This window comes from Salinisphaera sp. SWV1 (genome assembly GCF_052044155.1).
Taxonomy (GTDB): domain Bacteria; phylum Pseudomonadota; class Gammaproteobacteria; order Nevskiales; family Salinisphaeraceae; genus Salinisphaera.
In genome coordinates this window covers 1-14,953 of the sequence record NZ_JBQDYE010000035.1, presented here as the reverse complement: position 1 = coordinate 14,953, position 14,953 = coordinate 1, and the positions used below count along the sequence as shown (strand labels likewise).

Below are 14,953 nucleotides of genomic sequence, written 5' to 3'. Positions count from 1 at the left end.
TCATGGCGATCGTTGCCTCTTTCAGACTTTGGGCAGGTTGCCCAGGCAGTAGTATTTCGTCTCCAGGTACTCACTGAGACCGACATGGCCGCCTTCGCGGCCGAGGCCGGATTGCTTGACGCCGCCGAACGGCACGTGCGGCCCGGTGATGTCCATGGTGTTGACGCCGACCATGCCGTATTCCAGCCCGCGCAGGTACTTGCGGATGCGGGCGTCGCTGGGCGTGAACACGTACGAGGCCAGGCCATAGATGGTGTCGTTGGCCGCGGCCAGGGCCTCGTCGTCGGTATCGAACGGCGCGATCGGTGCAACGGGAGCGAACTGCTCCTCGGCGGCCACGCGCATGGCCGAGGTGAAATCGGCGACCACGGTGGGCATGAAGAAATTCTCGCCGGGGGCATCGGACTGATCGCGCCCGATGATGCGGGCGCCGCGCTCGCGGGCGTCGTCGACCAGCGATTGGGCTTTTTCGACGGCATCGGCGTGGATCAGCGGGCCGATCTCGGTGTTCTCGTCGAGACCGTGGCCTACGGGCATGGCGTTCATCTTTTCGACGAAGCGATCGACGAAGTCGTCATACATCGAGCGATGCACAAAGATGCGGTTGGCGGCCACGCAATCCTGGCCCGTGGTCTGGAACTTGGCGGCGATGGCGCCCTCGACGGCGGTTTCCAGATCCGCGTCCTCGCAGACGATGAAGGGCGCGTTGCCGCCGAGCTCCATGGCGTTCTTCTTGACCGTGGCGGCGCTTTGCTCGATCAGCTTGCGGCCGACCTCGGTCGAACCGGTGAACGACAGTGCGCGCACGCGATCATCCGCGCAGACGCGCTCGCCGAACTGCTTGCCCGAGCCGGGCACGACATTGAATTCGCCGTTCGTGAGCCCGGCCTTTTCGGCCAGATCGGCGAGCGCCAGGGCGCAGAATGCGGTCTCGGTGGCGGGGTTGACCAGCGTGGTGCAGCCCGCGGCGAGCGCGGCGCCGACCTTGCGCGTGATCATCGCCAGCGGGAAGTTCCACGGCGTGATGACGGCCGCCACGCCGACCGGCTCCTCGACCGTGCCGATCGCCTTGGTCGGGTCCTCGGCGGGGATGGTCTTGCCGCGGATGCGGCGCGCTTCCTCGGCGAACCAGCGAAAGAAACTGGCGGCATAATCGACTTCGCCGCGGGCCTCGCTGATCGGCTTGCCCTGTTCGACGGTCATCAACCGCGCCAGCGCCTCTCGGTTGTCCTGCATGCCCTGGTACCAGGCATGAAGACGATCGGCGCGGGTCAGCGGGGCGGTATGCCGCCACGCCTCGAAGGCGCTCGCCGCGGCATCGATCGCCGAGTCCATCTGGCGTTCGTCCAGCGCCGGCACGTGGCCGAGCAGTTCGCCGTTGGCCGGGTCGCGTACGGGACGCTTCTCGTCGGGCCCGGCCTGACGCCATTCACCACCGATGTAGGCGGCTTCGTGCATGAGTGCCTGATAGTCGGACATGAAATCGCGCTCGTGATCTGAGGATCCAGACCTCGCACGCTACCAATTTGCACGATGCCACTACATCAGTAGTCGTGCGGAGCCTGCTTGCGCGTTGCCCGGCCGGTATCCGGCCGGGCTGTCCGTTCGAGTGCTCGGCGATGGCTCGCGGAGCCGGTCCTGATCGCCGGTTTGTGCCCCGCGCGGTCAGGGTTGACAGGCCCGCGCCGATCCTTTGGCCCGTCGTGTCCCGGGGCCGGTGTCAGCCGACCCCGGGCGGGTTTCAGGCGCGCTCTGGCGCTTGTCCGGCCGAATCGATCCGGTCGTGTCCGGTCACCGAAAGATAGGTCACCAGTGCGCATATCATGGCCAGGAAGACGGCGCTCGTCAGGGTCGTACCCAGCCCCAGTCCACCGTTTGCCAGCGGCTGCGACAGGCCGTCGCCGCAGGCGGCGCCGAACGGCCGGGTGAGGATGTAGGCGACCCAGAAGCAGACGATGCCATTGGCGGCGGCGCCGTAGTAGGCCAGGGCGGACACCCCGATCAGGCCACCGAAGAGCAGGCCGGTGCCGGCGAAACCCAGGCCCAGCCCCTCGGCGATCCAGTCGCCCACGGCCGTGCCCAGGGCAAACGTCATGAGGATGGCCGTCCAATAGAAGCTTTCCCGGCGCCGGGTATTGATGCAGTGTATGGACAATGTCCGCTCGCAGGCATACCACAGCGCAAAGGTCGCGGCGAGCGCGAGCGCGAACAGCAGCGAGGAGGCATACAGCGGCACCCCCAGGCGGTCGGTCAGATTGTCGGTGACCAGGGTGCCGAACACGCTGATCACGACCACGGTCGACCAGTAGCGGGCCGGAACATAGCGCCGACTGCGCATCTGCAGCGCCAGCAGTCCTGCCAGCACCAGGCCGGTAACCACCGATGTGCCGGACAGCCCGAGGTGCAGCCGGACGTTGACGAAATCCGCGGCCGTTTCGCCTACGGTGGTCGACATCATCTTGATCAGCCAGAAGATCAGGGTGACCTGCGGTACCTTGTTCCAGTAAGTCGTGGATTTCTGCGCGGCGTAAGTCATGGTGTGGCTCACTTGAGGTTGGGGTTCAATGGTTGCGTTCGCTGTTTTCGGCGGTGTCGCTCGTCTGCGGCCCGGCTATTGCCATGCCGCCCGGCACGCGGACCGGACACACCACGCATTGCCATGGAGAGGAGCGCCGCTGTATCGCGTGGCCCCGATTGTGGCGGGCGAGACTTAGCTCGAGCTTAGGGGACCGGTTCGCGGCGGATCGTGTTATTAACCCGGCACAGAAATAGATGATTTTTCGGGTTGATAGCGCGCGCATGCGACCGCATGCTCGCCGCGGCCATTGGCCGTGAAGCCTTAGAAGATAAAAGACGGACAGGCGCCGGCTTTTATTTTTGCAGGCGTTGAAGACAGCTGATGAAGTCAGCTGTCTTGGTGCCGGATTAATAGCGCCCGGCGTGTGGGCCGGCACCATCTCGGACCATGATCCGGCGTCCGGTAATGCGGCAACCGGCGCCGGGGAGGTGTTAGATTCGGGGTCTGTTTTTCGTTGACCCGGCCAATTCCCATGTCCCAAATGCAAGTTGCCCAGATCAGCCGCGCGGGCGGCGCGTTCGAACTGGTGACCCGTTCGGTCGCCGAACCCGGCCCGTCGCAGGTGCGCATCAAGATTGCCGCCTGTGGCATCTGCCACTCGGATGCCTTCGTCGTCGATGGCGGATTTCCCGGGCTGCAATACCCGCGCGTGCCCGGCCATGAAGTCATCGGCACCATCGATGCGCTGGGCGAGGATATCGACCATTGGCAGGCCGGCCAGCGCGTGGGTGTGGGCTGGCACGGCGGCCATTGTTTCGCCTGCGATTCCTGTCGGTCCGGCGATTTCGTGACCTGCAAGAACCAGCAGGTCTGCGGCATTTCCTACGACGGCGGCTATGCCGAATACATGATCGCGCCGGTGGAGGCGCTGGTCGCCATTCCCGAGGCCTTGTCATCTGTAGAGGCGGCGCCATTGTTGTGCGCCGGCGTGACCACCTACAACGGCATGCGCCACACCGGCGCGAAGCCGGGCGACGTGGTGGCCATCCAGGGCATCGGCGGGCTCGGCCACCTGGCGCTGCAGTACGCCCACGCCATGGGCTTTCATACCGTGGCGCTGTCGCGCGGCACCGACAAGAAGGATATGGCGCTGGCGCTCGGCGCCGACACCTATGTCGACACCGAAGCCGAGGACGCGGTCGAGGCGCTGCAGAATCTCGGCGGCGCCCGTGTGATCGTGGCCACCGCGCCCAACCCGAAACTGATGAGTTCGGTGATCGACGGCCTGGGCGTCGACGGTCAGCTGCTGGTGCTCGGCGCCTCCCCCGAGCCGATCGAAGTCTCGCCGTTCCAGTTGTTGATGGCGCGCCGCAGCGTGGCCGGCCACCCGAGTGGCACCCCGCACGACTCCGAAGACACGCTGAACTTCTCGGCCCTGCGCGACATCAAGACGCGCATCGAGACCTATCCGTTGTCCGACGTGAATGCGGCCTACCAGCGCATGATCAACAACGAGGCGCGTTTTCGGGTCGTACTGACGATGGAATGACGCGGGCCGTCGCGGGCCGGGTGACCTGACCGCGCCCGACGAGCCGATGCCCCGCGGCCGCGATGCGGACGCAACGGCCCGTCTTCTGCGCCGAGCGGGAGACGGGCCGTTGCGATTTCGCCGCGACACCGCCACAACGGTGCGGCATGGCGGCGCCCCAGGTCACGCCCCGGCGGGTGCAGGCGTCATCGCGCGCGGGGTCTCATCAGTTTGTAGATCACGGGCATCAAGACCAGCACCAGCGGCATCTGGACCAGCAACCCGGTGATGATGGCAATTGCCAACGGTTGCAGCATGGCCGAGCCGCGGCCAATGCCGAGCGCCAGGGGCAGGAGCGCGAGCGCAAACGCCAGTGCGCTCATCACGATGGGCCGTATCCGGTTGCGCCCGGCGCGAATCAGATTTTGCGCCAGCGGCTGTTTAGAGCCACCCACGACCTCGATCAGCCGCAGTTCGGAGAAATAGAAGATCGCGATCTCGGTGACGATGCCGATGATCATCGTCATGCCCATCATGGCGGTGATATTGAGCTGCACGCCCGTCATCCACAGCCCGATGAACACCGCGCTGGCCGCGAGCAATGGCTGTACGAGAATGGCCAGCGCTGCCCGGAACCGTTCGTAGAGAAACAGCAGCAGGAAAAACACCAGCGCGACCGCGGCAATGAACACGCGGATCAGGCCGGCGAATGATTGCTGCTGCTGCTTGTACAGACCGCTGAGCTGGTAATAATCGTTTTTGGGAATCAGCCCCGGTTTCTGCAGGACTTGCTTGACGCTGGCCGCCGCCGCGCCCAGCGAGCGGCCGCTGATGCGGGCGGTCACCATGACATCCGACTGCAGGTTATATCGCGTCAACTCGGGCTGGCCGGATACGATCTTGACATCCGCCACCCGCGACAGCGGCACCAGATGCCCATCGGGCGCCTGTAGCCGCATATTGCGCACGGCATCGATATTGTTGCGCAATTTTTTCGGTACCCAGACGCGTACGCCGATGAATTTCACACCCTTGCGCACTTGCGTGGTGACCACGCCCCCCAGATAGGTCTGTAACTGCTGCGTGATGGCCTGCGGCGACAGGCCCTGAATCGCCGCCTTGACGCGCTTGACGTGAATATCAAGGCTGTCGCCGGCGATCACCACGCCGTTCTTCACACTGACGATACCGTTCACGCCGCTGATCGCATGGGCGACCTTTTTGGCCACCTGCCGCAGGTCCTGGACGTTGTCGCCGAACAGGCGGATGGCAATGGGCTGTGGCACCGAGGTCAGATCGCCGATTTCATCCTCGATGAGCTGCGAGACATCGATGTCCAGGCTGGGCACCTTGTTCTGAACCTGCTGACGGATATGGTTCATGACCGCCGATGTCGACGGGCGCGGCAACGGTTTCAAACGCACGAAGAAGTCGCCGGTGTCGGGCGCGGTGATGCCGCCGCCCAGCTGGTAGCCCGTGCGCCGCGACCAGTTGCTGACATAGGGGTTGTTTTTCAGGATCCCGGCCACCTGTTTCAGCAACCGATTGGTTTCCTGTAACGAGGTACCCGGTGGCGAACGATAGTCGAGGACAAAGCCGCCCTGGTCCATTTGCGGGATAAAGCCCGACCCCACGCTGCCGAACGCCAGATAGGCCACGGTCAGCAATGGCACGAGACCCACCAGTAGCCAGGCCGGGCGCCGCAGCACCCGGACCATCAGCCTGGTGTAGCCACGATTGACGTAGCGGGTAATGCGGCCGACTTTCTCGCGTTCGGTATCCTTGGGCCCCAGCATGAAGTTGGCCAGTAGCGGGACCACCAGCCAGGCCACGAGAAACGAGATGAACAGTGCGCTCGCCATGGTCAGCGACAGCGCCTTGAAAAAGGCCCCCGTGACTCCGCTGAGAAAGGTCAGCGGCAGGAAGATGATGATGGTCGAGGCCGACGAGCCCACTTGCGGGGGCGTGAACTCGCGTGCGGCCGCCAGCACTCGGTCGATGCCGTGTTCGCCGGTGTCCTGGACCCGGCGCACGATCTGCTCGACCATCACGATGATATCGTCGATGATGAGGCCGACGGCCGCCGCCATGCCGCCGAGCGTCATCATGTTCAGCGTCATGCCAAAGACATAGAGCAACAGCATGCTCACCGCCAGGACGGCGGGGACCGCGACGACCGCGACCAGCGTGATCTTCAAGCTGCGCAGGAACACCAGCAATACCAGCGCGGCCAGCCCGACGCCGATGAAAATGGCGCTCACCACGCTCGACTTGGACAGCTGCACCAGAACCGATTGGTTATACCACTGATTCAGCTGCACGCCCTTGGGCATCTGTGGCTTGAATTCAGCCAGCCGGCTTTTCAGGTTGTTGGATAGATTGATGACGCTGGCGGACGGCTGCTGATAGACGTTGAGCAGCACCGCCTGCTGGCCGTTGGCCGTGACCCGTGTGTACTTGGGCGCGGTGGCCAGCTTGACCTTGGCCACGTCCTCGAGCTGGACCTGTCCGTTGTCGCCGCTTTTGAGAATGGTGTGGCGAATCTCCTGGAGGCTTTTAAAGCGCGTGTCGGAGACTTCCAGATACAGCTTGTAATGATCCTGGATTCGGCCGACGGCGGTCAGCACATTGGAGGCCGAGACCGCCTTGGTCACGGCGGCCATCGACAATCCCACGGCCTTGAGCCGTGCGGGGTTGACGCTCACCCGGTATTCGGCTCTGTCCCCGCCCTGCACCGTGACCTTGGCGACCCCTGTCACGCTGGACAGGTAGGGCACGAGCTTGTACCTGGCCAGGTCGCGCAGTTGCACCTGGCTGAGTTTCTTGGAGGTCAGGCTGTAGGCCACCACCGGCCCGTAGTTCGCCGGGTAGCGCCGCTGGGCGGTATAGGTTGTGCCCTGTGGCAGGCTGGACATCATCTGGCCGATGACCGAATCCACCTGGAGCACGGCATTCTTCATGTCGTGGCCCCAGTCGAAATTGATCTCGATATCGGTCGAGCCGCGGCTGGTCGTCGAGCGAACCGAGCGTACGCCGGGTACCGAGCGCACGGCCTGCTCAACCGGCCGCGTGACCTGCAGCATCATTTCGTGTGCCGGGCGCACGCCAGCGTTCAGGGATACGCGTACCCGCGGGAACGAGACCTGGGGGAACAGGCCGACGGCGAGCTTGCCGTAGCTAAAGGCCCCGCCCAGGGCGAGCAGTACCAGCAAGAACAGAATCGAGCGGGTGTGATTCTGTACCCAGCTTGCGAAACTCATGAGCCCTGACGGACCGCCATGCCGTCCGATAGCTCGTAGTTACCCTGAACCACTATGGGCATGCCGACCTTCAATTGGGTGTTCGTGGGCTTGATCGCGACCAGCCCATCCTGCTCGAGCCCCTTGTGGACATTGATCCGCTGCGCCTTGCCATGGCGCACGACGAACACATAATCGCCCTGCTTGTCGTGCAATACCGCCGAGCGCGGCACGGCAAGCGGATGATGCGTGGATAACTTGAGCCGGCCCTTGACCCGCATCCCGGGCAGAAACGGTTGCGCCTGTGCGCCGCGCAACGGCGCGATGGCGTTGACCAGGCGCGTGTTGGGGTCGACCACGGCATTGACCACGCTGATCTGGCTGGCGACGCCCTTGCCATTGCCGAACAGGGGAATCACCTGGACCGACATCCCCGGTTTGATTTGCTTGATTTCGTCCGGCTCGATACCCAGGGCCACCCGCAGCCGATCGCGGCGCGCGAGCTGGAACAACAGGGTGCCGGACTTGACCTGATTGCCCGGGTTGATGGGCAGCTTGCTGACGATGCCGCTGAAGGGCGCGGTCACGACACGCGTCTGCTGCCCCGTGCCCAGCGCTTTCTGTGCGGCGAAAGCGGCCTTCGCCTGGGCCAGTTTCTGCCCGGCGGAATCGACGTTGGCGTGGGTCGCCAGATGTTGCTTGAGCAGTTTTTTCTGGCGGGCCAGGGCCTGGCGCGCAAAGCGGACATTGGCTTTGGCCGTCAGGTAATTCGAGCGCGCCGAGGGGGCCGTGCGCAGCGTCAGCAGCGGATCGCCTTTTTTAACCGGTTGGCCGAGGTTGACATCGAGCTTGCGTACGAACGCGGTATAGGTGGCATCGCGCGTGGTCTGCGCTTCGGGGTCGGGCCGCACCACGCCGAACGCGGTGATGGTGTGGTCCATGGCATGGGTCTTGAGCGGGGTTGTCTGCACTTTGACGCTGGGCTGCGTGGCGGCGAACAGCGCCGTCGACACGCACAAAAGCGCAATTCCGATCGTTAGTCGCATCGTTTAACTTTTTCCGGCAGCTTGATTGGCGGCGGGCGTGTCCAGCGGCATGCCGAGCAGCGTTTCCAGGTTGGCCTGGGCCTGCTGCAGGGAACTCTTGAGCCGGATTGCCTCGATCTGCTTCGACAGCAGGCTCGTGCGTAGATTGATATAGGTCCCCGCGCTCATGTTGCCCTCGGCGAAGCTGCGTTGGGCAGCGGTGGTGGTTTGCTTGAGCAGCGGCAGATGGGCTTGCAACTGATGCAGTTGCCGGCTGCGAATCCGCACCTCGCGCCATAGCTTGTGGGCCTGGTTGGCGGCCTGATCCAGGCGCGCCTGGTAGCTCTGGCGCAGTGACGCGCGTGTTGCGCGGGCGATCGCGATCTGGCCCTGGTTGTGGTTGAACAACGGCAGGGTGAGGTTGATGCCCGCGCCCACGGTCTTGACCTGGCTGGTATCGCTACCGTTGGTCGGCCCGATCGACAGTGCCGGAAACTGCTTGAGAATCGCCTTGCGCACCTTGGCTTCCTGGCTGTGATAGCCGGCGCGCAGCGCGAGCAGATCCGGCCGGCGCTTGGGCAGCTTCGCCAAGGCGGACTGGAACTCGGCCTTGGATAACGGCTGGATATCGATGGCGCCGGTCAACCGCGGCTCGACGCCCGGCTTCACGCCGAGCAGGGCATCCAGCGCGTGCCAGGTCTGGTTGCGCTGGCGCTGGAGCTGGCGCAACTGGCTGTTGGCGTTGACCAGGGTGACCAGGTCGGCGGACGTGGTCGACAGCGTGGCATTGCCCTGTTTCAGGGCCTTGCGGTCGCGTTGATAGTGCTGCTTGTTGAGCCGGTGCTGGGTTTTCAGCAGATCGGCGAGCCGCGCCTGCGCGCGTGCCTGGATGAACAGCTGGCGTGCTTTCTGCGCGACCTGCCATTCCTGCCAGAGGATATTCAGGTTGACCTTGGCCCGATTCGAGCGCGCGGCATCGCGCGACGCGTGCCAGGTGACCAGGCTGGTCAGGTCCGCCATCAGCCCGAGGCTGTAGCCGTTGTAAAGCGGCGGCGGCCCGCCCGTCGGATGGATGAAGTTCGCGCTCAACTGCGGATTGGGCAGCAGCCCGGCCTGTAACAGCTGTGCCTGCGCCACCCCGGCTTGCGCCCGCTTGGCCTTGAGATCGGGATTGTCGAGCACCGCCAGCAGGACCACGTCGGTCATGTCCAGGCCCTTGGCCGGGTTGACCGCATGCGGCTGCAGTCCGGGGACCGCGAGTTGCCGGGCCGGGACCTGCAGCGCGGGCGGCGTGTCCGCCAGATCCGGGCTATCGGGTAATGGCTTGGCGTGATAGGTCGCGCAGGCCGACACCAGCATCACCGGCACGATCGCCAGGGCAAGGCGGATTGGACGAGCCCCGGGGCGGCCCGGGCCGTTGACGCAAGGCTGGATCATCAGAGCAAGGCGCGCCGTTACCGGCACGGGAACCACGTGTTGGAACGCGAGTCTAAACAGTTGGCTGTAATAGCCATGTTAACCCTGGCCGGCGCGGGCTGGGCGCCGAATCAGGCCGCATGCTCAGAACAGCGACTGTTGCGGGTTCGCACGCGTTGTGCCGAAGCGCCGCAGCTGTTCGACAGATTGGCCGAGATAGCTCGCGATGCTCGATAACGCGGTGATATCGGCGAACGACTGGTCCGCGATCAGCTGTCGGGCGGTGTTGCGGTCGTCTTCGGAAGCCGCCTGCAGCAGATCGGCCAGCATGATCTCGTCCACCGGGGCGAAGGTTTCCGGGTATTTCCAGGCCATCAGTTCGGCCGGCCGGTCGAGCTGGGCGGCGAAGGCCAGTTCGTGCACGAGCGCGGCCGCGGCGGCCAGGTCGGCGCCGTGACCGGCCACATGCTGGCGCCGGGCGAATTCATGGCAGGCCTCGGCATCGACCGACGCCATGCCGGCCAGCAGCGTGTTCATCGGCGTGTCGTCGGTATAGGCCATGGGCGCATCGGCTGGTGAATGGATCGCGCATCATCCGGAGCTGATGCGCACGGTGCAAGCCTCGCTACATCGAGGTGGCGAGCGCCCGGTCGGCGGCGTGCTGTTCCCGCGCCAGATCGACCAGCCGCGCCACCAGATCGGGATAGTCCATGCCGGATTCGGCCCACAGCTTGGGATACATCGAAATTCGGGTAAAACCCGGCAATGTATTGATTTCGTTGATCACGACATGGTCGTCGGGGGTAACGAAGACATCCACCCGCGCCAGCCCGCGGCAGTCCAGCGCGCGGTAGGCGGCCAGGGCCACGCGGCGCACGGCCTCGATGCTGTCGGCATCGAGCGCCGCGGGAATCACGACCTGTGCGGTGTCGTTCACGTACTTGGTGTCGTAGGCATAGAAACCGCCGTCGGCGACCACCACCTCGCCGACCGTGCTCGCCTGGGGGTCGCTGTTGCCGAGTACGGCGCATTCGATCTCGCGCCCGGTCACCGCCGCTTCGATCAGCACCTTGTGATCGAAGCGCAGCGCGAGATCGATCGCTGCGGCCAGCTCCTCGGCCGTGGCCGCCCGGCTCACGCCGACCGACGAGCCCAGATTGGCCGGTTTCACGAACAGCGGGCTGCCCAGACGCGCGGTCAGCGCGGCATGATCCAGCGGCCGGTCCGCCGCGGTCACGACCTCGAACGGCGCGATCGCCAGCCCGGCGTCGCGCAGCAGCCGCTTGGTGACGTCCTTGTCCATGGCCGCGGCCGAGCCGAGCACGCCGGCGCCGACGCAGGCGATGTTGGCGGCCCGCAGCAGGCCCTGCAGGGTGCCGTCCTCGCCGGTCGGCCCGTGCACGATGGGAAAGGCCACATCGATTTCCAGTGCGACCTTGCCGGTGTCGGCGCTCACGATCTGGCCGGATTCGCGGCCCGGCACGATGGCGAGTGCCGCGGTGTCGGCCTTGAGCGCGATACGCTTCGGATCGTCCGGGTGATACACGAAATCGGCCGGGTCGGCGGCATGCCAGACGCCGGCCTTGTCGATGCCGATGACGAACACCTCGAAGCGCTCGCGATCGAGTGCCGCGACGATATTACGCGCCGATTGCAGCGACACCTCGTGCTCGGCCGAGGCGCCCCCGCAGATCACGGCTACTCGCGTTCGGCCCATGGGCCTCTCCCTTCCATCCGTCATTGGCGTGCGAGCCGCCAAGGATGCCATGAAAGCCCCATTCGCCACAGCGGGCGCGGGCCGCGCTTGAAAACCCGCCTCGCGGGCCGCATTCAAGGCATGCAGGCGGCGCTGCCGCACCCATTTGGCATCAACCACTACTGATTGAACACGCCATGAGCGACGACAACACGAACACGCAGGGGGCCGCGCAGGCCGGGACCCACGCCGAGAAGCACGGCTTTCAGGCCGAGGTGAAGCAGCTGCTTAAGCTGATGATCCATTCGATGTATTCGAACAAGGAGGTCTTCGCCCGCGAACTGATCTCCAATGCCTCGGATGCGCTGGATACGCTGCGCTTCGAGGGCTTGAAGGACGATTCGCTGTTCGAGGGCGATTCCGACCTGCAGATCTGGATCGAACAGGACAAGGACGCCCGCACGGTTTCGATCTCGGACAACGGCATCGGCATGACGCGCGACCAGGTCATGGAGCGCATCGGCACCATTGCCAAATCCGGCACCCGCGCTTTCCTCGATTCGCTCTCCGGCGACGAGAAGAAAGACGCCAAGCTCATCGGCCAGTTCGGCGTGGGTTTCTACTCGGCCTTCATCGTGGCCGATCAGGTCGTGGTCGACACCCGTCGCGGCGGCGAGTCCACCGGCGTGCGCTGGATTTCCGATGGCGGCGGCGAATACACGCTGGAAGAGATCGAAAAGTCCCAGCGCGGCACCACCGTCACGCTGCATCTGCGCGAGGACGAGGAGGAATTCCTCGAGCCGTACCGCATGCGCCATCTGGTCAAGACCTATTCCGACCATATCGCCTTCCCGATCCGGATGCGCGAGCAGCTCTCGGAAGAAGACGAAAAGGAAGGCAAGGAAGCCGGCTGGGAACAGGTCAACCGCGGTGCGCCGTTGTGGGCCGAGCCCAAGGCGAACCTGTCCGACGAGGATTACGTCGAGTTCTACAAGCACACCAGCAACGACTTCGAAGAGCCGCTGACCTGGACCCACAATAAGGTCGAAGGCAGCCAGGAATACACCAACCTGCTGTTCATCCCGAAGCGCGCACCGTTCGATCTGTTCGACCCGAACGGCAAGGCGCACGGCGTGAAGCTCTACGTGCAGCGCGTGTTCATCATGGACGACGCCGACAAGCTCATGCCGCGCTACCTGCGCTTCGTGAAGGGCGTGATCGATTCCAACGATCTGCCGCTGAACGTCTCGCGCGAGATCCTGCAGTCCAACCGGCTGCTGGACAAGATTCGCGCCGGTTCGGTGAAGAAGGTGCTGGGGCTGATCGAGTCCATGGCCAAGGACGAAGACGATCCGGAAAAGTTCAAGACCTTCTCCAACGAGTTCGGCACGGTGTTCAAGGAAGGCATCGTCGAGGACTACGAGAATCAGGCCCGGATTGCCAAGCTCCTGCGCTTCAAGACCACGACCGACGAGTCGGGCGATCCGGGCGTGTCGCTGGATGAATACATCGCGCGCATGCAGCCCGGCCAGGAGAAGATCTACTACATCACCGCGGATACGCTGGCCGAGGCCAAGCACAGCCCGCATCTCGAGATCTTCAAGAAGAAGGGCATCGAGGTGCTGCTGCTGACCGACCGCGTCGACGAGTGGGTGATGGCCCACCTGACCGAATACGAGGGCAAGGAGTTCTCGTCGGTCGCCAAGGGCGCGCTGGATCTCGGCGAAGCCGAATCCGAGGAAGAAAAAGAGCAGCAGAAGAAGCTCGAGGAAGAGTCCAGGGATCTGGTCGAGCGCATCAAGGAAGCGCTGGGTGATCGGGTCAACGAAGTCCGCGTCACCCATCGGCTGACCGATTCACCGGCCTGTCTGGTGGCCGACGAGCACGGCATGTCGGCGCATCTCGAGCGCATTCTCAAGGAAGCCGGCCAGAGCATGCCCAGCTCGGCACCGCATCTGGAGATCAACCCGACCCATCCGCTGGTCGAGAAGCTGGCCGAGGAGCAGGGCGAGGACGAATTCAACTCCTTCTCCCAGATGCTGTTCGAGCAGGCCGTGCTGGCCGAGGGCGGCGAGCTGGACGATCCGGCCTCCTTCGTGCGCCGGATGAACCAGATGCTGCTGGCCGTGTCGAAGGGCGCGGCATAGCGTCGATGTCATGGGCCGGCACCGGCCCATGACTGCCCGACGCCGGGTGCCACCGGGATGAAAACCAAGAATAAAGTCTGTCGATATGTGGGCCTGTTGCCGTTTCGTGCGAGTCCGCGCCAAGCGCTGTTTTGCGGCAAGACGAGGCGTAGTGCGCGCCGTACAGTCACTCTGCACAAGCGTGCTACAACGCTGGGTTGCCGTCGTGTCGTTAATCTTTGGGCGCTTGTCCCGAAGGGTTGGGCCGCCCATAAAAATCAACTAGCGGCGCTCGGCGGCGTTGCAAGTCTTGATCGTGGCACGCCACGATCGGCGACTCGCGCCTTGCCGAACACGATTTGCGGTCTCCAACGCGACGCTCGCACGAAACGGCAACAGGCCCGCAGCTGCTGAGACCTTGTTTTTTAAGATATCAGAAATAGCACCATTCCAGACAAAGTCTGTCCAGATTTATCTATAGTAGGATAAGTTGGTTGCGAGCCTTCGTGTCGGTACAGCTATACGCGTTAAGAGCTGCAACCTTTCCGGTGCCGTGCCATATCCGCGATCGCTACACACCGTCGCGCCACATGATTACCGGCGGCGCGACCTATCCTTTTTCGTTGGGCGACTGCGTTATACCGCTGAAAAGCATGGCGCGTTGCATCAAAAACCCAGGAACAGCATGTCCAGCGCCGCTGAGATATCATGCTGCTGTTCAGCAAGGCTGCCAATGCCGACACGCAACTCGTTTTCTGGCACGGCCGCCATGAACTGAGTTGCCATGAGCACCTCCTGGCCCTCAACCTTAAATATGGGGTTCAGTCGTTCGGCAGGAAATGGCGCCGCAGGCCTGGGCAACAGGGGCACAACAATGCGGGTGTTCAAGCTACTGAGAAGATCCGACTGTACATCCAGCAAATAGCCAGAACCGCCTGGGTTCTGGAAGATGTCGAAAAGGGCCATCAGAACTGACGGTGCCGGATTAGAGGTAAGCCATTGGCTTCGACATAAGCGTTGGAGCTTGCCAGTGCACCGGTATTTTCTTTCAGCCACTGCTGTTGCTTATGTCGCTTCACCGCTTCCGAGATCCCGGCCTCTGCGGATCGTGAAACGTTGATTCCCAAGGCTTTCGCTTCCTTCAGGAGTGCACTGTCAAGCGATAGATTCGTAGGCCTTCGGGTGGATTTGGCAGTTTCAGCAGCTCGCACGGCATCGGACCTCTCGCGGGGAGATGCTTACACTATATGCGCATATAAATTGCGCATCAATATGCAGTAACGGCAACAGCCCCTGGGCGAACTGCAGGGTCCGTACACAAAAATTTTCTTGATTAGTTCGCAAACTCAGCTTGCCTCAATTGGGTTTCGGTACAAGGGGTTGTGCGAGCAGCGGCTTTCGCCAG

At 63.7% G+C, this 14,953-nt stretch carries 11 protein-coding genes; 2 read left to right on the top strand and 9 right to left on the bottom strand.

All coding sequences use genetic code 11. The annotated features are described in order from the left end of the window. Positions 1–21: 21 nt before the first annotated feature. Together ACS8YF_RS15390 and ACS8YF_RS15385 are read right to left on the bottom strand one after the other, a co-directional pair. Complete coding sequence (locus ACS8YF_RS15390) at positions 22–1,479, bottom strand: NAD-dependent succinate-semialdehyde dehydrogenase (RefSeq protein WP_440851031.1); 1,458 nt, start codon at positions 1,477–1,479, stop codon at positions 22–24. 262 nt (positions 1,480–1,741) lie between these two features. Next, positions 1,742–2,536 carry a COG4705 family protein gene (locus ACS8YF_RS15385; protein ID WP_440851030.1) on the bottom strand — a complete coding sequence of 265 codons (795 nt, stop codon included), beginning with the start codon at positions 2,534–2,536 and terminating at the stop codon, positions 1,742–1,744. A gap of 514 nt (positions 2,537–3,050) precedes the next feature. Between ACS8YF_RS15385 and ACS8YF_RS15380 the strand changes: the two genes are divergently transcribed. Next, on the top strand, positions 3,051–4,067 hold the full coding sequence (locus ACS8YF_RS15380) for an alcohol dehydrogenase (protein WP_440851029.1): 1,017 nt from the start codon (positions 3,051–3,053) through the stop codon (positions 4,065–4,067). Between the two features lie 185 nt (positions 4,068–4,252). On the opposite strand, the gene ACS8YF_RS15375 is transcribed toward ACS8YF_RS15380, so the two are convergent. From ACS8YF_RS15375 to ddlA, 5 genes are all read right to left on the bottom strand, one after another. After that, complete coding sequence (locus ACS8YF_RS15375) at positions 4,253–7,306, bottom strand: efflux RND transporter permease subunit (protein ID WP_440851028.1); 3,054 nt, start codon at positions 7,304–7,306, stop codon at positions 4,253–4,255. Further along, complete coding sequence (locus ACS8YF_RS15370) at positions 7,303–8,331, bottom strand: efflux RND transporter periplasmic adaptor subunit (protein ID WP_440851027.1); 1,029 nt, start codon at positions 8,329–8,331, stop codon at positions 7,303–7,305. Before ACS8YF_RS15370 ends, ACS8YF_RS15375 begins: the two co-directional genes overlap by 4 nt. A gap of 3 nt (positions 8,332–8,334) precedes the next feature. Continuing rightward, complete coding sequence (locus tag ACS8YF_RS15365; RefSeq protein ID WP_440851026.1) at positions 8,335–9,774, bottom strand: TolC family protein; 1,440 nt, start codon at positions 9,772–9,774, stop codon at positions 8,335–8,337. A 96-nt stretch (positions 9,775–9,870) separates the two neighbouring features. After that, positions 9,871–10,287, bottom strand: coding sequence for a hypothetical protein (locus ACS8YF_RS15360; RefSeq protein ID WP_440851025.1), 417 nt, complete (start codon positions 10,285–10,287; stop codon positions 9,871–9,873). A gap of 64 nt (positions 10,288–10,351) precedes the next feature. Continuing rightward, positions 10,352–11,443: a D-alanine--D-alanine ligase gene (gene ddlA, locus ACS8YF_RS15355; protein ID WP_440851024.1), complete on the bottom strand. Its 1,092-nt coding sequence runs from the start codon at positions 11,441–11,443 to the stop codon at positions 10,352–10,354. 176 nt (positions 11,444–11,619) lie between these two features. Between ddlA and htpG the strand changes: the two genes are divergently transcribed. Next, positions 11,620–13,569, top strand: coding sequence for a molecular chaperone HtpG (gene htpG, locus ACS8YF_RS15350; protein ID WP_440851023.1), 1,950 nt, complete (start codon positions 11,620–11,622; stop codon positions 13,567–13,569). A gap of 645 nt (positions 13,570–14,214) precedes the next feature. On the opposite strand, the gene ACS8YF_RS15345 is transcribed toward htpG, so the two are convergent. Beyond that, complete coding sequence (locus tag ACS8YF_RS15345; RefSeq protein ID WP_440851022.1) at positions 14,215–14,514, bottom strand: CcdB family protein; 300 nt, start codon at positions 14,512–14,514, stop codon at positions 14,215–14,217. Beyond that, a complete protein-coding gene (locus ACS8YF_RS15340) occupies positions 14,514–14,759 on the bottom strand; it encodes a type II toxin-antitoxin system CcdA family antitoxin (RefSeq protein ID WP_440851021.1) in 246 nt (81 codons plus the stop codon). Before ACS8YF_RS15340 ends, ACS8YF_RS15345 begins: the two co-directional genes overlap by 1 nt. Positions 14,760–14,953: the final 194 nt, after the last annotated feature.

Bases quoted from the DNA above. Each gene is read 5' to 3' on its own strand.
- ACS8YF_RS15390 (WP_440851031.1), bottom strand. From the start codon at position 1,479: ATGTCCGACTATCAGGCACTCATGCACGAAGCCGCCTACATCGGTGGT.
- ACS8YF_RS15385 (WP_440851030.1), bottom strand. From the start codon at position 2,536: ATGACTTACGCCGCGCAGAAATCCACGACTTACTGGAACAAGGTACCG.
- ACS8YF_RS15380 (WP_440851029.1), top strand. From the start codon at position 3,051: ATGTCCCAAATGCAAGTTGCCCAGATCAGCCGCGCGGGCGGCGCGTTC.
- ACS8YF_RS15375 (WP_440851028.1), bottom strand. From the start codon at position 7,306: ATGAGTTTCGCAAGCTGGGTACAGAATCACACCCGCTCGATTCTGTTC.
- ACS8YF_RS15370 (WP_440851027.1), bottom strand. From the start codon at position 8,331: ATGCGACTAACGATCGGAATTGCGCTTTTGTGCGTGTCGACGGCGCTG.
- ACS8YF_RS15360 (WP_440851025.1), bottom strand. From the start codon at position 10,287: ATGGCCTATACCGACGACACGCCGATGAACACGCTGCTGGCCGGCATG.
- ddlA (WP_440851024.1), bottom strand. From the start codon at position 11,443: ATGGGCCGAACGCGAGTAGCCGTGATCTGCGGGGGCGCCTCGGCCGAG.
- htpG (WP_440851023.1), top strand. From the start codon at position 11,620: ATGAGCGACGACAACACGAACACGCAGGGGGCCGCGCAGGCCGGGACC.
- ACS8YF_RS15345 (WP_440851022.1), bottom strand. From the start codon at position 14,514: ATGGCCCTTTTCGACATCTTCCAGAACCCAGGCGGTTCTGGCTATTTG.